General features: G+C 62.1%; 12 protein-coding genes. 8 read left to right on the forward strand and 4 right to left on the reverse strand.

What is annotated here, in order from left to right:
- Positions 1-433: 433 nt before the first annotated feature.
- Positions 434-2,284, reverse strand: a complete 1,851-nt coding sequence (locus VJZ71_09650) for a S9 family peptidase (GenBank protein ID HKQ48319.1) — start codon at positions 2,282-2,284, stop codon at positions 434-436.
- Positions 2,285-2,414: 130 nt separating this feature from the next.
- Positions 2,415-2,624 (reverse strand): hypothetical protein, encoded by a 210-nt coding sequence (locus VJZ71_09655; protein ID HKQ48320.1) that lies wholly within the window; start codon positions 2,622-2,624, stop codon positions 2,415-2,417.
- A 271-nt stretch (positions 2,625-2,895) separates the two neighbouring features.
- Between VJZ71_09655 and VJZ71_09660 the strand changes: the two genes are divergently transcribed.
- The 4 genes from VJZ71_09660 (at position 2,896) to VJZ71_09675 (ending at position 10,273) form a co-directional block, all read left to right on the forward strand.
- On the forward strand, positions 2,896-3,294 hold the full coding sequence (locus VJZ71_09660; GenBank protein HKQ48321.1) for a hypothetical protein: 399 nt from the start codon (positions 2,896-2,898) through the stop codon (positions 3,292-3,294).
- A gap of 161 nt (positions 3,295-3,455) precedes the next feature.
- Positions 3,456-4,085, forward strand: a complete 630-nt coding sequence (locus VJZ71_09665) for a hypothetical protein (protein ID HKQ48322.1) — start codon at positions 3,456-3,458, stop codon at positions 4,083-4,085.
- A 65-nt stretch (positions 4,086-4,150) separates the two neighbouring features.
- Positions 4,151-6,121 (forward strand): efflux RND transporter periplasmic adaptor subunit, encoded by a 1,971-nt coding sequence (locus VJZ71_09670; protein HKQ48323.1) that lies wholly within the window; start codon positions 4,151-4,153, stop codon positions 6,119-6,121.
- Between the two features lie 3 nt (positions 6,122-6,124).
- Positions 6,125-10,273, forward strand: a complete 4,149-nt coding sequence (locus VJZ71_09675) for an efflux RND transporter permease subunit (GenBank protein ID HKQ48324.1) — start codon at positions 6,125-6,127, stop codon at positions 10,271-10,273.
- A gap of 44 nt (positions 10,274-10,317) precedes the next feature.
- Here the strand turns inward: VJZ71_09675 and VJZ71_09680 are convergent, their stop codons facing one another.
- Entirely contained in the window at positions 10,318-11,298 is a 981-nt protein-coding gene (locus VJZ71_09680) for an NAD-dependent epimerase/dehydratase family protein (GenBank protein ID HKQ48325.1), read from the reverse strand.
- Complete coding sequence (locus tag VJZ71_09685) at positions 11,295-13,907, reverse strand: fatty acid CoA ligase family protein (GenBank protein ID HKQ48326.1); 2,613 nt, start codon at positions 13,905-13,907, stop codon at positions 11,295-11,297. Before VJZ71_09685 ends, VJZ71_09680 begins: the two co-directional genes overlap by 4 nt.
- Positions 13,908-14,051: 144 nt before the next feature.
- On the opposite strand from VJZ71_09685, the gene VJZ71_09690 reads away from it, so the two are divergent.
- The 4 genes from VJZ71_09690 to VJZ71_09705 are packed head-to-tail and all read left to right on the forward strand — an operon-like array spanning position 14,052 to position 20,021.
- Positions 14,052-14,915: an ABC transporter permease gene (locus VJZ71_09690; GenBank protein HKQ48327.1), complete on the forward strand. Its 864-nt coding sequence runs from the start codon at positions 14,052-14,054 to the stop codon at positions 14,913-14,915.
- Positions 14,916-14,925: 10 nt separating this feature from the next.
- On the forward strand, positions 14,926-15,723 hold the full coding sequence (locus VJZ71_09695) for an ABC transporter ATP-binding protein (protein ID HKQ48328.1): 798 nt from the start codon (positions 14,926-14,928) through the stop codon (positions 15,721-15,723).
- A gap of 21 nt (positions 15,724-15,744) precedes the next feature.
- Positions 15,745-16,785, forward strand: coding sequence for a GDP-mannose 4,6-dehydratase (gene gmd / locus VJZ71_09700; protein HKQ48329.1), 1,041 nt, complete (start codon positions 15,745-15,747; stop codon positions 16,783-16,785).
- A 5-nt stretch (positions 16,786-16,790) separates the two neighbouring features.
- Positions 16,791-20,021: a glycosyltransferase gene (locus VJZ71_09705; GenBank protein HKQ48330.1), complete on the forward strand. Its 3,231-nt coding sequence runs from the start codon at positions 16,791-16,793 to the stop codon at positions 20,019-20,021.
- The last annotated feature ends 10 nt before the right edge of the window (positions 20,022-20,031 follow it).

Consider the following 20,031-nt stretch of genomic DNA (forward strand, 5'->3'; position numbering starts at 1 on the left):
AGGACGACAGCAACTGCGGCCAAGAGACCTAGTATCTCGGGCCAGTAATAAACAAGAACCTCCCAAAGGTTGATCGAAGTCATGTGCAGGTGTACGTAAATTTCTTCGCCGTCAGAACTATACGTCATGCTTTGCGCTTCTTGGGAAGCTGGAAAGACGATGTGGTGGGTAGGGCCCGCGCGATCCTCGGATCGGTTTTCAGAGACGGCTGGTCCTGTGGTCTGCGAGCGGCCGGGTGGTATCGGAATCGCCAGTACAAGGACCGCGACCCACCGAGATGTTTTGTCAAATCGAAGCATCGATTCACCCGCTGATAGACGATGTCCGTCCTTTCAAAGTCGGCTGGCGAAGGCGGGCGTAACGGGCAAATTTAGCCGGAATTGGGCACGGCCCACCCTATGAGTAGTTGCCAAAACAGCCGATGGCAGCTGTTCTACTTCAAGTGCTGCGACAAAAACGCCGTCAGCCTCTCCGCAAAAATGATGCGGTTGTTTTCCTTGCGGAAGCCGTGGCCTTCGTCGGGGAAGGTGAGGATCTCCACGGGTTTGCCCAGGGATTGGAGCTTGTCGTAGAGCTGGCGGGCCTCATAGACCGGGACGCGGGGGTCGTTGTCGCCGTGGGCGATGAGCAGCGGCACGCGGATACGATCGACCTTGTAGATCGGGGAGACGGACTTGAGGAACTCGCGGTCGGTCAGCGGGCCGTACTCGACTTCGCGGAGCTTGCGGCGGTAGTCCTTGGTGCGCTCCAGGAACGTCTCGAAGTTGACGATGCCGACCACATTGCAGGCCGCGCCGTAGGCCTCGGGCGCTTCGGTGATGCAGGCCATGACCATGAAGCCGCCGTAACTGCCGCCGTAAGCCGCGATCTGCGACGGCGTGGAGAGGCCCTCGGCGACCAGCCATTTCGCCGCGGCGATGCCGTCGCGGACGCTGTCCATCCGCTTCTTGTAGTTGTCCATCTCCAAATAGCGGCGACCATAGCCGGAGGAGCCGCGAACGTTGGGGGCCATGACGCCGAAGCCGCGCGAGAGCAGATACTGATAGATGCGATTGAAGGTCGGCCGGTATTGGCCCTCGGGTCCGCCGTGGTACTCGATGACGAAGGGGATTTTGTCGCCCTTCTTGTAGGAGGGCGGGAAATAGACGAAGGCGGGTATCGACAAATCGTCGAACGACTTGTAGCGGACCAGCTCTGGCAGGGAGAACGCGCTAACGTCGATGCCCTGTGTGTCCGGTGTCGTCAAGGCCTTGGGCTTTTCGTCGGCCTTACCGATGGTCCATTGATAGATCACGCCGGGCGTCGTGGCGTTGTCCATCGCGTAGAGCATCTGGTCGCCGCAGAAATCGATGTTGCCGACAAGGCCTTTGGGCAGGTCGGGCGTCGGCAGCTTCTTTTTCTCCGGCATGGCGTACAGGTGCATCGAGCGATAGCCGTCCTCGTTGAAGCAGATCGCCAGCCGGGTGCGCTCCGGGTTGAAGACGGCGTTGTCAGCCTCGAAGGTACTGAACTGCGGAAAGAGCTTGGTGATCTTGCCCGACGACAGCTCGATGGTGAAGAACGCGGCCATGTCGCCCTGGTAGTCGCTGATCGCGTAGAACTCCCCGTCGCCCGCGGCATAGCCGATCGCTTCGAATGACCACTGCTCTCCGGCGGGCGTTATCTCGCGGGCCTTGCCGTCGGCGAGATTGATCTCGAAGAACTGCGCGTACGTGGCGGAGTTGGATTTCACGATCATCAGGCGGCGGCCGTCGCTGGAAAAGTCCACGGGGGCCCAGTCGCCCTTCTCCGCATGCACGCACTTGGTCGTATTGGTCGCGAGATCATAAATGTAGATGTAGAAATCAGACGACGACTTGTCGTTCGCCCGAAAGGCGAGGGCCTGCGAGTCGCGGCGCCAGACGCTCGCGCCGTACACGATATCAGGATGCACGCACAGCGCGCGCAGGCGACGCGTCTTTGCGTCGACCAGGTACAGCCCCGTTTGCTCGTTTCCACCGACACCCGCCGTGACGATGATCCAGCGACCATCCTGGGAAAGGTTGTAGCCGGACATGCCATCGGGGAAGTCCGTCAGCTTGATGGCGTCCTTCGTTCCGGCGGGACGACAGTAAAGTTGGTTGAGGCCGTCGGGGTTGTGGATGTAATAGAAGGAACCGTCCGGGGCGAGACTGCCGGCGCCGGGCCATTTCATCTGGACGAACTGCTTGACCGTGGGGGCGTCGGCGCGGGCCGACGCACTGACCAGAAACAGAACAAGGAACAACCTCGGTACGGAGATCATGGACCAGACCCTCCAATGGGAACGGTGACTCATCAGCGTCGGCCGGCAGTGGCGCTGCCCGGTACAACTATCAACGGCCGGCAGGCACCGGTCTTTTCGGAAGAATGACGGCGACGAGACGGCGCGTCAATCAGGCGGACTCAGCGGGGACGTGGGAGAGGTAGGTCTTGATCTGGTCGATCTGGCCGTCGATGCGATCGAGCTCGGCGTTCAAGGCCGCTTCGAGGTCGGCCAGCGCCGTGTTCTCGGACTCGGGCCGGGCGGCGCGGATGTCGTCCAGCTCGCGCCGGACCTGGGCCTTGCGCTCCGTCAGGCTGGTGAGTTTTTCCATGGTCGTCATTGCGTTAGTGCCTCCATGCGGTCTTCTCGGATTGTCGATCAGCAAGTTTGACCGCCCGCCATGCGAATGAGCGGGAGTGGCGTCCACAGGTCAGGGGTGGCTAATCGATCAAGGCCGAACGAGATAATTATATAGGCATCCGGTCCGAATGTGTCGGTGATAATAACATGCCCGGATAAAGGGTGTGAAGAATGTCACAAAGTGACGTTATCCTTGTGAGATGCGTGATACTCATTGCTCCGCCATGCAGCAAGTGCTAGGATACTGGGTGATGCGTTCCTTGCCAGCCATTCTGGTGTGTTTCGCCATGCCGCTCAGCGGTCTGGGGCTGGCGCAATGGAATTGTGCCGCGGCCGCCGAGCCGGCCAAGGCCTGCTGTTGCTGCCCAGCCGGCACCGTCTGCCAATGCAGTTGCAATGGCCCAAAAGAAAATCCACGCGGGCCTACTTCCCCGGAGCCGGTTCGCCTCATCTGCTCATGCGGTTCCGTTCCTGTGGGGATGCCGGAGGGACGAATCCACGTGGAGCCGCTGCGGCTCACCGCGACCATCGCGGCCGACGACAATCAATTCTCCAGAACCTTCTCCTCGCAGCTCACGGAGGCGTGGGCATCCACCCACGGGCCCCCTCCGGAACTCGCCAATCTGCGAACGATCATTCTTCTCGCCTGATCCCTGCTTATTCATGATCTGACGGCTTCGTCAGAAGATTGCTGCTGCGCGCTTCGGCGCCAGCGCGGCAATTCAGGAATCGTGAGAATCCGCGCCATTTCGGCGGCGTGGCAAGCGCGAAGGTCCGCCGGGAGTCTCTTTCCATGCAGGAGTGATTGAACATGAAACGAGTGAATTGGGCATTGGGTGTCGGGGCGGTGGTGCTGGGTGTTGGGATATGGGCCGCGCAGGCGGCGCCAAAAAAGGCGGCGCCGGGCGATAAGAAAGTCACGGCGGCGGACATCGCCTGCCCGGTGATGAACGAGGCCGTGAACTTCTACGTGAAGACGGAATCGCCGAACGGGCCGGTGTATTTCTGCTGCGCAATGTGCATCGAGAAGTACGAAAAGAACAAGGCGAAATACGAGAAGAAGGTTGCCGAACAGCGGAAACGGGTGGCCGCACTGCCGAAGGTGCAGGTGACGTGTCCGATCTCGGGTGACGTGGTCGATGGGAAGTCGAGCACGGAGCACAACGGCGAAATGGTCCAATTCTGCTGCCCGAAGTGCATCGATCATTTCAAGAAGGACCCGGAGAAGTACAGGGCCAAGCTCGCAGGGAGCTACACGTACCAGACCACATGCCCGATCAGCGATGAGCCGATCGATCCCAAGTCGACGACGACGATGTCGGACGGAGAGACGGTTTATTTCTGCTGCCCGAAGTGCGCCGCGAAGTTCAAGGAGGAGCCGGCGAAGTATGCGAAAAAACTGGAAACACAAGGGTATCACTTGGACCTTGAGAAGAAGTAAGACCGGCGGGCGAGGGTCGAGAAGGGATTCTCGACCCGGCGTGCCCGTCGATGGCGAGGTGGTTTATGAACCAGGTTTTCGATTCACCGGCGCCGCCGCCCGCAGGGGCTTCCGCGCGCACGAAGTTTTGGCAGGTCGTCCGCGTACTCAACGTTCGATTGAGGTTTATCCTGCTGATGGTGCTCGTCGGACTCATCGCCAGCCAATGGGAGAACATCATGAACCGCTGGGACCGCTGGACGCGGCCGGCGGCGACGGGCGCTGCGGCGGAGAGCTCGGACATCGAATATTTCTGTCCGATGCATCCGAACATCGTCCAGGCGACGGAGGGGACGTGCCCCATCTGCGGGATGCCGCTGTCCCGGAGAAACAAGACCGACGCGGCGGCGCTTCCGGAAGGCGTGTTGGCGCAGGTCAATCTGACGCCGCTCAAGGTGCGGATGGGCCGGATCGCGACGAGCCCCGTGGAGTATCGGATGCTCGCGCGGGAGATTCGCACGGTCGGCATCGTCGATTACGACATTACAAAGGTGGCGCGGGCCTCCGCGCGGGTCGAGGGGCGGTTGGACAAGCTCTTTGTCAACTATGCAGGCCAGCGGGTGAACAAGGGCGATCCGCTCTATTGGATCTACAGCCCCGATCTGCTGGTCGCCCAGCAGGAACTGCTTTCGGCGATCGGCGTGGCGGGCGGGATGCAGCGCCAAGCGCAGTGGAGCGCGGCGGATCGAGAGACGGTGTCGGCAGCGAAAGTGAAACTGCGGCTGTGGGACATCACCGATGAGCAGATTGAGGAGATCATCCGCCGCGGCGAGCCGGAACAGTATATGAAGATCGTTTCCGCCGTGTCCGGCATTGTCACGGCGGAGACTCCGCTTCCGCGGCTGGGCGGTTACGTCAAGGCCGGGGACAACGTGTACACCATCGCGGATTTGAGCACGGTCTGGATGCAGGCCAAGATCTTCGAGCACGAGATTGGCGGCGTGGCAATCGGGACGGCCGTGGAAGTCACCAGCACGGCTTATCCCAACGAGGTCTTTGCGGGGCGCATCACGTTTATCGCGTTTACGGTCGATTCGGCGACGCGAACGGTCTCCGCGCGCGTGGAGATCGCCAACGCGGATTACAAGCTCAAGCCCGGAATGTATGCGACCGCAGCGATCCGGCTGCCGGTCGGCGAGGTGACGGAACTGACGGCTACCAGCGGGCCGGCCGAGAAGGAAGCCAATACCACGGCCATTGCCAAGGCGTATGTCGCGCTGGCGGAAGAGCTGGCGGCGGACCAGGGCAGTGACAACACGGTCAAGAAGTTAATCGTGGAGGCGGACACGCTAGTTCGGAGTTCGACGGGCAGCGTCAAGACCATTTCTGAGCAGATCGCGAAGGCCGCCTCAGAGATGGTCGGCAAGAACCTCGAAGAACGCCGCAAGCCGTTCAAGCCGCTGAGCGAGGCGATGATCCGGCTGGTCCGCGCGCGCCGGCCGAATGACACGCTTTTCCTGTCTCACTGTCCGATGGTGCCGGGCGGAGGAGGCGATTGGCTGGCGACGACCGAGCAGATCGCCAATCCGTATTTCGGCAGCCAGATGCTGCGCTGCGGGTCGGTCAAAGAGACGATCGCACCCGGGGGAATCTCCGATTCCGATCGCTTTGTCGAGGGCTTTTTTTGCCCTGTATTCCCCGATCGTCTCTTCGAGAAGCCGCAACATTGCCCGTTGGACAAGTTCCCCATGAAGCGGGTCCGCGTCGAGAAAGTTCCTGCCGTGCCGGAATCGGCCGTGATCAACACCGGCACGCGCCAAGTGGTGTATCGCGAGCGCGCGCCAGGCAGTTTCGAGATGATCGAGGTGAAGCTCAGTCAGCGCGCGGGTGAGTTCTATCCCGTTGTCGAGGGCTTGCGGGTAGGAGACAGGGTGGCTACTGCCGGGGCGTTTCTCGTCGATGCGGAAAACCGGTTGAACCCAGCCGCGGCGGCGCAGTACTTTGGCGCGAGCGATGCGCCGAAGGCCAATGAGCCGTCGGCTCACGGAGGGCACTGATCCGTGATTCCCCGGCTTATCGAATATTCGATCCGCAATCGCTTCATCGTGCTGCTCATCGTGGCGATGGTCGCGCTTTGGGGCGTCTACTGTCTGGCCAAAACGCCAATCGACGCCATCCCGGACCTGTCGGAGAACCAGGTCATCGTGTTCACCGACTGGATGGGGCGCTCGCCGCAGGAGATCGACGACCAGATCACCTATCCGCTGTCGGTGAACTTGCAGGGGCTGGCGGGCGTGAAGGCGATCCGCTCGTCGAGCGAGTTCAACTTCTCGATGATCAACATCATCTTCGATGACAGCGTCGATTTTTATTTCGCACGAACTCGGGTGCTGGAGCGGCTAAACGTGGCCAGCACGTTTCTCCCGGCGGACGTCGTGCCGTACCTGGCGCCGGATTCGACGGCGCTGGGACAGGTCTTCTGGTACACGGTCGAGGGTGACGACTACAGCGTCGACGAACTTCGCGCGATCCAGGATTGGTACGTTCGGTATCAACTCTACGTCAGCGGCGTGGCGGAGGTCTCCAGCGTCGGCGGTTTCGTGCGCGAGTATCACATCGACGTCGATCCGGACAAGCTCCGGGCGTACGAGTTGTCGCTGGGGGAGGTGTTCGCGGCCGTCGGGCGGAGCAATGTCGCCGTCGGCGGCAAGGTCTACTTCGAGGGCAATGCCGAGTACCTGATCCGCGGCGTCGGGTGGCTGCGCGGGGTTCACGATCTGGAGAATGTCGTCGTCGCCCAGCGCCAGGACGTGCCGATCTATGTCCGCAACGTGGCGACGGTGCAGCTCGGCCCCGGCTATCGCCGCGCGATGCTCGAAAAGGATGGACAGGAGGCCGTCGGCGGCGTGGTGATGATGCGCTACGGGGAAAACCCCCTCACCGTCACACGGGCGATCAAGCAGCGGATCGAACAGCTTCAGGCGGGACTGCCCGCTGGCGTGCGGATTGTCCCGTTCTATGACCGGACACGGCTGATCGAGGGGGCGATCGATACGCTCACCGGAACGCTGATTGAGGAACTGATCATCGCCAGCCTGGCGATCGTGCTCATCCTCGGCCATTTGCGCAGCGCGCTCATCGTGTGCCTCACACTGCCGCTGGCCGTCTTTGTCTCTTTTATCCTCATGTATTACCTGGGCATCCCCAGCAACATCATGTCGCTGTCAGGCATCGCCATCTCCATCGGCCTCTTCGTGGATTCCGCCGTCGTCATGGTCGAGAACACGACGCACGAACTGACGCTCAAACACGGCAAGGAGCGAATCCGCGGCGACATCACCGAGACGGCCGTCGAGGCCTGCCGGCTGGTGGGCAAGCCGATCTTTTTCGCCGTGCTCATCATGCTCGTTTCCTTCCTGCCCGTGTTCGCACTGGGCGGCATGGAAGGGCGGATGTTCCACCCGTTGGCCTTCACAAAAAGCTTCGCGATGATCGGCGTGGCGCTGCTCTCCGTGACCTTCGTCCCGGCGATGATTCCGATTTTCGTCAAAGGGCGGCTGCGGCGCGAGGAGGACAGTTGGATCGTCCGGAGCTTTGTTGGGGTCTACCGACCCGTACTGAACTGGCTCATGAATGTTCCGGGGGCGGGGCTCTGGTTCATGGGGTTCCTGTTCATCATTGCCGCGGGGTTCATCGGCAGCCGCACACTTTTCCTCGTGGTCCTCGCCATTGCACTCTTTTTTGGGTGCGTGTTCTTCGCGCGCCTGCGCAGCCAGGCGATCGCGTTGGTCCTGCTGATCGCGACGGCGGCGTGGGCGTGGCATTTTCCCAAGCTCGGCCGCGAATTCATGCCGCCCTTGGACGAGGGCAGCATCCTCGACATGCCCGTGACGGTCCCCCGCGTCTCCATCACGCAGGCGGGCGAGGACCTGCGCGTCCGCGACGCGGTCATGAAGGGCTTTCCCGAGGTCGATCAGGTCGTCGGCAAGGCGGGCCGGGCGGAGACGCCGACCGACCCGTCGGGGATCGATATGGTCGAGACGGTCGTGACGCTGCGGCCGAAGGAGTGGTGGCCGAAGCGGAAGGTGATGTTCGAGGACGCCTTCGAAGAGGCGGAAACAATCGCAGGCGTCTGGAAATCCAGCGGTCTATTGAAATCGGACCTCAGCGATCACGACGACGAGAATTTGGCCAACGCCGCGGCGATGGATGCGGTGACCGAGTTCGATCAGGCGCTGCGCGACTGGGCCCATCGGCGGCAAGTGGAGTATTCGCCGGAACTGGGACGGTGCCTTGTCGCGGGCGCTGTCGATGATCTACTTGAACACTTGCGGGCCAAGGGAGCATTGAAGTCGGAGCCGACGGCGGCGCAGCGCGAGCATGTGGTGGGGCGGCTCACTGAAAAGCACGCTTTGTCATTGGTGGAAGTCCCTCGGCGCGAGGAGCTGACACAGCTTGTGACGGCCGCGGTCAATGAGATCGCGGAGTTGGGAATAGTCTCCTCCAATCCTGACCTGTTGATATCGCCCTCGTCGGTATGGATCGACGTGAAAGATGCCGTGCGGACCGTGCTTGGCTGGGAACGCTCGTCGCTGTTCGCGGACTTGTTCGACCGGCTGGAAGTGCGGTTGCACGACGGCTGGGTGGAACACGTCAAGTCGCTGAACTGGGAACTGGAGGATCGATCGGGGCAGGTCATGGTCCGGGCATTGGTGCGTTCGCTTCAGCACCACGCGGAGGCGTCGGCAGCGCTCGTTCGAAAACCGACCGACGCGGAACTGGAGGCGTTGGTTCAGGAGCGTGCGGCTCCTTTCACGAAGCGCGTCTTTCTGCACCGCGCGACGAAGGCGCAGATCGTGCAGGAATTGGACAGCGCCCTGCAAATGCCCGGCTGGGGCAACATCTGGACGCAGCCGATCATCAACCGTGTGGACATGCTGGCGACGGGTGTGCGCACGATGATCGGAGTCAAGGTATTCGGGCCGAGGCTGGAGGATGCGACGTCGAAACCGGACGAAGATGGGCGTGGAATTCAAAGCATTTCCAACGAGATTGCGGCGGTACTCAAGTCAATCCCCGGAGCCGTGGATGTCTTTCCGGATCAAGTTGTCGGTCGGAGCTACCTCCAGATTGAGATCGATCGCGAGAAGGCCGCGCGGTACGGCGTCAATGTCGGGGACATCCAGGAGGCGATCGAGGTCGCGATGGGCGGCAAGGAAGTCACGACGACCGTTGAGGGGCGGCGGCGGTTCGCCGTGCGGGTCCGCTACGCCCGAGACTTCTGGCAGACGCGCGAGGCGCTGAAACGAATCCTCGTGACCGGCCGCCGAGAGGCAGCGCCGCGGGCCGAAAGCGCGGGCATTGAACCGGCGGGCAGGGAGGTACCGGAATCGATGGAACGCTCGCGCGGCGGAGAGATGATTCAGATCCCCATGACCGAGGTCGCCGACATCCGCGTCGTCGAGGGACCGAGCGTCATCAAGAGCGAAAACGGCATGTTGCGGGCGTACGTGCAGCTCAACGTCCGCGATCGCGACGTCGTCGGATTTGTTGAGGAGGCCGAGCAGGCGGTAAAAGAGAAAGTAAAGTTGCCACAGGGATTTTTCATCGAGTGGAGCGGTCAGTTCGAGCATCAGGTGCATGCGCGGCGGACGCTCCAGATCATCTTCCCGCTCGTCGTCCTGGTGATGTTCGTCATCCTGTACATGACGTTTCACGACGTCCGCGACGTGCTCTTGGTCATGCTGGCCGTGCCGGGGGCGTTGGCCGGCGGCGTCATCTTTCAGAGCCTGTTCCAGTTCAACTTCAGCGTCGCCGTGTGGATCGGCTACATCGCGTGCTTCGGAGAGGCGACGCAGACGGGCATCGTCATGCTCGTGTACCTGCACGAGGCGATCCGCAAGCGCGGCGGGCTGGCGGCGATGAAATCGACGGACGATATCCGCGCGGCGGTGATGGAGGGCGCAGTGCATCGCCTGCGGCCGAAGCTGATGACCGAGGGCGTGGCCATCATCGGATTGATGCCGATGCTCTGGGCGACCGGCGTGGGGTCGGAAGTGATGCGGCCGATGGCGGCGCCGGTGCTGGGGGGATTGCTCGTAGCGGATGAGGTGATCGACCTGCTCATCCCGGTCATTTTCAACTGGTATCAGTGCCGGAGATGGAGGAGGATGAATAGCGAAGGACGAATAGCGAATAGCGAAATATGAGAGCGACGGTCCACTGCCTTCCATTCGCTATTCGCTATTCAACATTACGAATTCAGCCAGGCCTTTAGTCGAATCAATCCCTCATTAATCGTCACTACGGGCTCGTAGCCAAAGTCGCGTTTCGCAGCAGAAAGATTGAACCAGTGCGCGGTCGTCAGTTCCTTGACGAGGAAGCGGGTGAGGCGGGGCTCGCTGGATGAGCGGAGGAGCCGCCAGAGCGATTCGGTGATGGTGGCGGCGGCGAAGGCGAGGCCTCGCGGGACGCTGCGCGTGACGGGCGGGAGGTTTCCGGCGGCGAGGATGGCATTGATAAGGTCCCAGATCGGTCGAGGCTCGCCATTGCTGATGAAGTAGGCGCGGCCGGATATGGCGGGATTGGCGGAGAGCTGATCGGCGGCGAGGACGTGGGCGCGGGCGGCGTTGTCGATGTAGGTGGAGTCGACGAGCTTGTTGGCCGTGCCGATCCGCCGCAGCGAACGGGCGCGCGCGAGGATCCGCGGGACGAGGTGATTGTCGCGCGGGCCCCAGATCAGGTGCGGTCGCAGGGCGACGGTCCGCAGATTGGGGCCGGCGGCGTCGAGGACGAGTTGTTCGGCGATGGCCTTAGTTTGCGGATAGTGCGCATCGTAGTATTTCGGATATGGCGCGGATTCGTCGACGCCTTCCATGTCGCGGCCGTCGAAGACGACGCTCGGCGAACTCGTATAGACCAGTCGCGACACGCCCTGCGACTGACAGGCGGCGAGTACGTTCTGCGTGCCGACGACGTTGGGCCGGTGATAGTCCTCGTAGCGGCCCCAGATGCCGGCCTTGGCGGCGACGTGAAAGACGACGTCGCAATCCTTGCAGGCGGCGACGACGGCTTGCGCATCCGTCACATCGCCGCGAACGCACTCGACGCCGAGCGTCGCCAACTCGGGATATTCTCCTCGCGCGAGGCTACGGACGCTGTCGCCGCGGGCGCGAAGCATCTCGCAGATCGCGCGACCGAGAAATCCCCCGCCGCCGGTGACGAGGGCCTTCATCGAAGCCGCTCCGCGGCCCAGACAGCCAGTTTCTCGCGGAAGATTTTGGCGTTGTGGCGAATGTCCACGGGGAACTTCGAATGGTACAGAATCGTTCGTACCGCACGCGTGGGTTCATGGCGAGCGGCGAGGTCGAGTAGCACCGACGCCAAGCTTTTCTGCTCCGACGCAGTCGCCGAACGCTCCAGCTCAATACAAATAATCGGCAATTGGTGCGGAGGCGCGCCGACGCCGACGAGTGCGGAGCGATAGACCGACGGATGTTGACTAAAGATCGCCTCGCACGGCTCAGTGAAAAGCGTGCCTGCCTCCGTAATGACGCGATGGGCCTTGCGGCCGCAGAACCAAAGGCGGCCTCGTTCGTCGAAGCGGCCGACGTCGCCCATGCGATGCCAGAAACCGTCATTGTCGGGAATCTTGGCCAGGCGCGTCGCTGGCGCGTCCGTGCAATACTCGCGCGTGACCATCGGGCCTTTGACGACGATCTCGCCGATTTCGCCGGCGGGCAACACGAGATCATCGCTCCACTCTTCGATCGGCTCATCGCTGATGCGGATGACGCGGACGATTGCGCCGGGGACCGGCCGGCCGATGCACGTGCCGCCGCCGCGGGCGGTTTCATGGCGCGTTTCACCGAGGATTTCGGTGTGGTCGATGGATGCCACTGGCAATGCCTCCGTTGCACCGTATGGCGTGTGAATTCGCGCGTCGTGCGGAAGCATCCTGGCAAAGCGCTCCAGCGTCGCCGGGGGAACCGGGGCGCCGGCGGAAATGACGCGGCGCAGCGACGGGAGTGTGATCCTGTTCGCCTCGCCATAGCGACCGACGCGATCGAGCAAGGCCGGCGAGCCGAACATGTGCGTCACGTTCTGACTCTGGATCGCTCCGATGATCTTCGTCGGATCGACGTCGGCAGGTCGCGTGGGGTCCATTTCCGGCAGGACGGCCGTCATGCCGAGTGCCGGGTCGAAGAGCGCGAAGAGCGGAAACGTAGGCAGGTCGATCTCCCCGGGCGCGATTTTGAAATGATCGCGGAGGATGCGGACCTGGGCGTCGAATTGGCCGTGCAGGTAGAGGACGCCCTTGGGCGGACCCGTGCTGCCGGTCGTGAAGATGATCGCGGCGGGATCGTCGGCCTTCGTCGAGGCGATTTCGTAGGGTTCGCCGGTGACCGCACGAATGTCTGACAGGGACAAGCCGCCCCACCCTAAACGTCGCCCGACGGTCACGGCGATACGCACAGAGCGAAATGCCGCCGGGTGCGAGAGACGAAGAAGCTGCGCGAGCGGAATGCCGATGAACGCCTCGGCATGGACCGCCGCGAGGCAGTCGACCATACGGCGCTTGCCCATGCCGGGGTCGATGAGCACCGGGACCGCGCCAATTTTGTAGAGGGCGAAGGTCAGGATGAAGAATTCGAGATTCGGGCGGACCATGAGAAGGGTTCGCATGCCGCGGCGGATGCCGGCTCTCGTCAGGCCGTGTGCGTAGCGGTCCGTTTCGCGGTTGAGTTCGCCAAACGTGATGGACTGGTAGCGGCCACGGCTGTCGCGATAGATGATCGCCTTCGTGTTGGGATGGAGCCGCGCCATTTCGGGGAGATAAGAGGCGATGTTGAGGGATGGAGGGACTAAGGGATTAAGGGATTGAGGGGACGCCGAACTGGGAGTTGGGCCCGCCACAAGGAACTTCTTTACGAGCGGTACGATGCGGTCGCCGGCGTCTTCGAGGACGTAGTGACCGGTGTCGGGGAATTCGTGGACCTCGGCGTGGGGAAATCGTCGTCGCCATTCGGTGAGAAAATGAGCGTCGAAGACGAAATCCTTCATGCCCCAGCAGATCTGAGTCGGGACCCGGGCGAACCGGTGGAGGTTTTCGTCGACGTGGCGGACGGTGTTGTAACTTGGATCGCCGGGCCGAAGGGGGATGTCCTGCACGAAACGCAATGTCGCGATGCGGTTTTGCCAGGAGTCGTACGGCGCGATCAGGCCGTCCCGGATGTCCTGGGAAAGGCCCCTGGCCGTCGCCATGGTCGTTGCAGATCGGGCAAACAAATTCAGGCCACGGACCGCGAGCACGGCCAACGGTCCTCCGCTACGAATGAGGCGGAGTCGCAGGGGGAATCGCTTGCTTGACGGCAACAGGAACGCAGCCGTATTGAGAATGACGAGCCGTGCGATCCGTTTGGGCTTGCGCAGGGCGCAGGCCATGCCGATCATCCCGCCCCAGTCGTGCAGCACGAGCGTCACGCCGCGATCCAGCCCCAGGTGATCGAGCAAGCGCTCCAGATCATCGACGCGGCGCGCGAGGCGATAGTCATAGGCGTCGTCGCCCGGCTTGTCGGACAGGCCGCAGCCAATGTGGTCAGGAACAATGCATCGATACTCGCCGCGCAGGGCAAGGACAAGTCTGCGAAAGTAGAACGACCAGGTCGGGTTGCCGTGGACCATGACGACGGGCTCGCCCGTGCCCTCGTCGAGGTAGTGGTAGCGGAGCGCGCCGAGCTGCAGATAATGCGACGCGAAGGGATACAGGCGCTTCCATGATGGATCGGGCGCGGCCATCACCAACCCCGGTCGGACGGTCTCGTTTTCCACAGTGCCGTGCATGGGCGAGCCGCGGATCATACCGCGCGGAATGCGAAAGCGGGCCGCCAACTTGACACTCGGCCGCAATGGGCGGATATTGATGAGCGCTCGGGCGGTGGGGGGCAATAAGCCGCCGCGGTTGCCGGGCGCAAGAGAGTCCCACGCATGGAGGTCGCTTCCAGCCTTCGAGAAGTCTGGCAATTCCGCGAAGTCGTCAAGAACTTCGTCTCGCAGGACCTCAAGGTCAAGTACCGCCGGTCGTTCCTGGGCTTTTTCTGGTCGCTGCTCAATCCGCTCCTTCATCTGACGGTCATCAGCGTCGTCTTCGCCATGCTGTTCAAGTTCGACGTGCGAAATTACGCCCTGTACGTCCTGAGCGGACTCATTCCGTGGACCTTTTTTGCCGCGACGATCGACGGGTGCAGCATGAGCATCATCGCCTCGGAGGGCATGATTAAGCGGCAGTATTTCCCCAAGCTCGTCTTCCCGCTCAGCGTCATGATGCAGAACCTGATCACGTTCGGCCTGTCGCTTGTCGCGCTGCTCGTCGTCATCGGCCCTTTTTCGGGATTTCGCATCACACCGGCCCTGCTCATTCTGCCGCTTTCTTTTCTTTGCATCGTCAGCGTGGCCTTCGGAATCGGGGTTATTGCCGCCGTGCTCACGGTCTATTTCCGCGACTTCCAGCATCTGATCTCCGTCTTCATGCAGGTCTGGTTTTATCTGACGCCCATCATTTACCCCATCGAAGCCAAGGAACACGCCGTCCCCGCCGCCGTCGCGATGGCGCAGCCCGCGAGCGAGCCCCCTGAAATGGTGGACCGCGGGCCGGTCAGCCACCGGCACCGCTTCTATTTCAAGTTGAATCCGCTCTATTCCATCATCGAGATGTTTCACCGTCCGCTGTACGACGCGCGACTGCCCACGAATTCGGAAATACTCGCCGCCACGGGGACCGCGGGCATTGCCCTAATCGTTGGTCTCCTCGTCTTCCGGCGCTACGAGGATTCCCTGATCTTCAACTTGTGAGTACCTCGCGATGCCGATGAACGACAACTTCATCCGCCTGGAAAACGTGGGGCTGACGTTCCGCGTCTATTCCACGCGCAATCGCTCGATCAAGGAGACCGTCGTCAATTACGTCCTACGCCGCCAATACGGCAAGCCGAGTTCGGAGGTGACGGCGCTCAAGGGCGTGAATCTGCACATCCCCCACGGTCGGCGGCTGGGCATTGTCGGCGACAATGGCGCGGGCAAGTCGTGCCTGCTTAAGGTGATTTCGAGAATCTATCGCCCCACGACCGGAAACGTGCAGCGGCAGGGATTCCTTGTTCCGCTGCTGGAAGTGGGGATCGGATTTAACCACGAGCTGAGCGGTCTGGAGAACATCTATCTGACCGGTGCGATCATGGGCTTTTCGCGGAAGGAGATGGCCCGGCGGGTGGAACCGATCCTGGAGTTTTCCGAGCTGCGCGAATTCGCCGAGACGCCGGTAAAATACTACTCGTCGGGCATGGCCCAGCGGCTGGCCTTCAGCATCGCGACGGAGATCGACCCGGAGATCCTACTATTGGACGAAATCTTCAGCGTCGGCGACATTCACTGGATCGAAAAGGCTGAACGGCGGATGCGCAGCTTGATCGACCGGGCGAGCATCCTCGTGCTGGTATCGCACCAGATGGAACTGATTGAAAAGTACTGCGACGAGGCGATCTGGATGCAGTCGGGGCAACTGGTCATGCAGGGACGGCCCGACGAAGTGATTGAGGCCTATCGCTCCGCCGCGTCGGCGGGGGTCAGCGCGGCGGTCCGGCACGAGCCAGTCGCTGTTCATTGAGCGGCGGCACCAATTGAAATTATGACCAAGAAAGCGCTCATCACGGGGATCACGGGGCAGGACGGCAGCTATCTCGCCGAACTGCTTCTGGACAAGGGTTACGAGGTCCACGGAATCGTCCGCCGGTCGAGCACCTTCGGCACGCAGCGGATCGAGCACCTTTATCGCGATCCGCACCTGGAGTCGACCCGCTTCTTCCTGCACTACGGCGACCTGACGGACGGCGCGGGGCTGCGCCGGATCCTCAGCGATGTCGCGCCGCAGGAGATTTACAACCTCGGGGCGCAGTCGCATGTCCGCGTGAGCTTCGACCAACCTGTCTATACCGCCAACACGGACGCCCTCGGCACGCTTCGGCTGTTAGAGGCGATCCGCGAGACGGGGGTAACGTCGCGGTTCTATCAGGCCGCGAGCAGTGAGATGTTCGGCAAAGCCAGAGAGACGCCGCAGACGGAAGAGACGCCGTTTTACCCACGCAGCCCTTATGGATGCGCGAAGGTCTTCTCTTATTGGCAAACGGTGAACTATCGTGAGGCCTATGGAATGTTTGCCGCCAACGGCATCCTCTTTAACCACGAGAGCCCGCGGCGCGGTGAGACCTTTGTCACGCGCAAGATCACCCGCGCGGCGACGCGGATAAAGGAAGGGCTGCAGGACAAGCTCTTTCTCGGCAATCTCGACGCACGGCGCGACTGGGGATTCGCGGGCGATTATGTCGACGCCATGTGGCGGATGCTGCAACAGAATCAGCCCGAGGATTATGTGATTGCCACCAGCGAGTCGCATTCCGTCCGTGAATTCGTCGAAGAAGTCTTCGGCTTGCTGGGTCTCGACTGGCAGAAGCACGTGGAGATCGACCCCCGCTATTTCCGTCCGGCGGAAGTCGACCACCTCCAGGGCGACGCGAGCAAGGCCCGGCAGAAGCTCGGCTGGAACGCAAGAGTTACGTTCAAGGAACTGGCCAAAATGATGACGGAGCACGACCTGACGCTGGCCCGTGAGGAGCGCGTCCTCGTAGAGCACCGGGCCAAGACCGGCCAACCACCTCCCAAGAAGTATTGATCGCCATGACGACTCCCATTCCACAGGCCCCCACGAAGGAGCGCGTCGTCATGGATCAATCCAGCGTCTACCAAAGGAAGGTGGACCCGAACGGCGACGATTCGCTGGCCAAGCTGGTACGGTGGATCCGGCCGCGATCGGTCGTTCTGGAGCTGGGGCCGGCCATCGGCTACCTGACGCGCTACTTGAAAGAACACCTCGACTGTACCGTCGATTGCGTTGAATACTCGGCGGCGATGGCGGAGAAGGCCGCGCCCTTCGCCCGGGAGATGTGGGTGGCCGATCTCGACGCGATCGAATTGTCGGATCGCTTCGCTTCCGGGGAATACGACTTCATCATCGTGGCGGACGTCCTCGAACATCTCAAGAACCCATGGAGGGTATTGGAGTCCTGCCGAACTTTGCTCAAGCCCGGCGGGCAACTCCTGCTTTCGATTCCCAATGTCGGTCACGTCGGATTGGTCGCGGAATTGCTGGAGGGGCGGTTCGACTATCGGAGAGACGGGCTCCTGGATCGGACGCATCTTCGCTTTTTCACGCGACGGACTGTGCACGACATGCTCCGCGCGACGGGATTTCATATTGAGGCCGAGGATGCCGTTATTCTGCCGCCAGAAAACACGGAGTTTTCAAGGACGCTCGAGGAATTGCCGCCGGGGCTGCGCGCGGGGCTGATGAAACATCCGGACGCGCTGGTCTATCAATTCCTGGTGGCGGCGAACCCGGGGACGGGAACAAAGGTTGGCGAAACGGCCCCCAGCGAGCCTCCGCGTACGCCTTTTTTCTTCACGAAGCTCTATTGGGCGGCGGCTGACGAATCGTTCGCGGAAGATCGCTGTGTGATTCGACATCTTGCACTGGGCCCGGATCGCCAGCGCGTCGTCTTTGATCTACCCGCCGGCGTGTCGCCACGCCTCCTGCGCTGGGACCCCGTGGATCGGCCGGGCTTCCTGCATCTCTTCTCCCTGAGATTGGTTCGCAGGGACTCCGATGGGAAACCAAGCGAAGTCTTGCTGGATTGGCCAAGTCCCGAACAGATCGCCCAATCGAGCCGAATGGAGAATCTCGAATACGGACGAACCGCCATCGGGGAGACCTTCACGGCGACCTCGGACGATCCGCAAATCGTCCTGGAGTGCCCGATCGAATCGCGGGCGACCTCTGACGGCTCACTATCGCTGGAGGCCGAGTTGGACTGGCCGATGTCCCCGGACTTCCTGGTGGCCAGTGCGACGTTCGGCCAGGCCGTCGTCGCCGCGCGGGCCGCGCAATACGCCCTTCGGCGGGAACTGCACGACGTTCGCGCCGAACGCGACCGCCTTGCCGAGAAAGCCAAGCACGTGGGTCTGCCGCGCGTGGACATCCTGGTCGTGTGCTACAACTCGTCGCGCTGGCTGGACGGCTTCACCGCCAGCCTCCGCAAGCTGGACTATCCCGCCGATCGGCTGAGGCTCGTTTTCGTCGACAACGGTTCGCACGACGATTCGGTGGCGCGAATTAAGGCCGCCGTGCCGACCCTTCCCATGCGCGTGGACTTTGTCGCCACCGGTCGCAACCTCGGCTTCACCGGCGGTTACGAGGAGGCGTTTCGCTACGCCGAGGGCGATTACTTTTTCGTCGTCAACCTCGACACCTCGCTCGCGCCGGACGTCATCAACAAACTGGTCGCCGTGCTGGAGGACGATCCCCAGGTCGGCATCGCCGAGGCACGGCAATTCCCCCGCGAGCATCCGAAGTATTACGACGCCGTGACGCATGAGACGAGTTGGTGCAGCGGGGCGTGCATGATGATTCGGCCGGCGGCCCTGCGACGCGTGGGCGGCGGCTTCGAGCGGAACTTCTTCATGTACGTCGAGGATGTCGATCTGTCGTGGCGGATGTGGCTGCATGGATGGAAGTGCATCTACGTCCCCGATGCGGTTGTAGAGCATTACACCGAAGACCTCGATCCGCGGAAGACGCCCAAGACGCAGCACTACTACACGATGCGCAACGGCGCGCTCATGCACGCGATGTACGGCTCGAAATCGGAGTTGGCACTGCACTATGCGGCGATGTTGCGGCTGGCGATCCTTTCGCGCAATCCCGCGTGGCACAAATGGCTCACACTCAAGGCCATATTCGCATCGCTTCGGGCGCTGCCCGCCGCGCTTCGCGGTCGGGAGCGGCGCGGCGCGCTGGGGCGCCACCCGTGGGTCTTTTTCAACGGCTGGTTGTTCGGACGACATGCCCAGGATCTGGCGCTGGCGAGGGACACGGCATCGCGCGAACCGCAGGTCGACACCATTTCAAGCGGTTTGGCCATAAGCGTCGTGATCCCCACGCACAATCGCGCGGAGAGCTTTCCGCTCGTGCTGCAACGACTCATGGCCCAGGACGTCGGAGCGGATCGATTCGAGGTCATCGTCGTGGATAGTGCGTCGGGCGATCGGACGCCGCAGATGCTGGAGGAGCAGATCCAACGCTACGACAACCTGACCGCGCAGCGGAGCGACAAGCCGGGCGCGGCGGCGGCGCGGAACATGGGACTCGAGGCGGCGAAGGCGCCGATCGTCCTCCTGCTGGACGACGACATCCTCGTGGGACCGGATTTCATCCGCCACGTCCTGCGCGCCCATCGCGAACATCCCGGCCGCAACCTGCTCGGTCGGATTGTCGCACCGTGGGATGACTCGACTGATCCCTTCGAGCGCTACCTGCTTCAGGTCCAGGACGTGAACATCTATGACTTCCCGGACAATGCAAATGTGCCGCCCAACTACTTCTACACCGCCTGCGTGGCCATCCCGCGCGAGATTTTGGGCGACACGCGATTCGACGAAGGCTTCAGCGTCTATGGCGTCGAAGATATCGAGTTTGGATTCAGGCTCCTGGGCGGCGACCGACGAATGGTCTTCCTGCCCGAACTTCGCGTCCTGCACGATTACCACCCGGAGTATCAGTCCTTCCGGCGCAAGAAGCACAAGGCGGGCTACTCCCTCGGCTATTTCCACCAGCGCCATCCGGAACAGGCCCAGAAGCTGACCTTCGGCCGTCGTTTTGTTCGTTGGTACCCGCTCCTTCGCATCGCGCGAACCCTGTCGGCCCCGGTGGCAAGACTGGCCTGGTTCTGGGAACGGATTCGCTATCGCACGGGCCCCGTCAATCGCTTCCTCTTCCGATGGTGGTACATTGACCTCCGGATACGACTCTACGAGGGCTTGCTACGCTTCAAACGCGGCGCGTCGCCGCCGTAACCGACCACGC

Source organism: Phycisphaerae bacterium, from assembly GCA_035275405.1.
Lineage (GTDB): Bacteria > Planctomycetota > Phycisphaerae > UBA1845 > UTPLA1 > DATEMU01.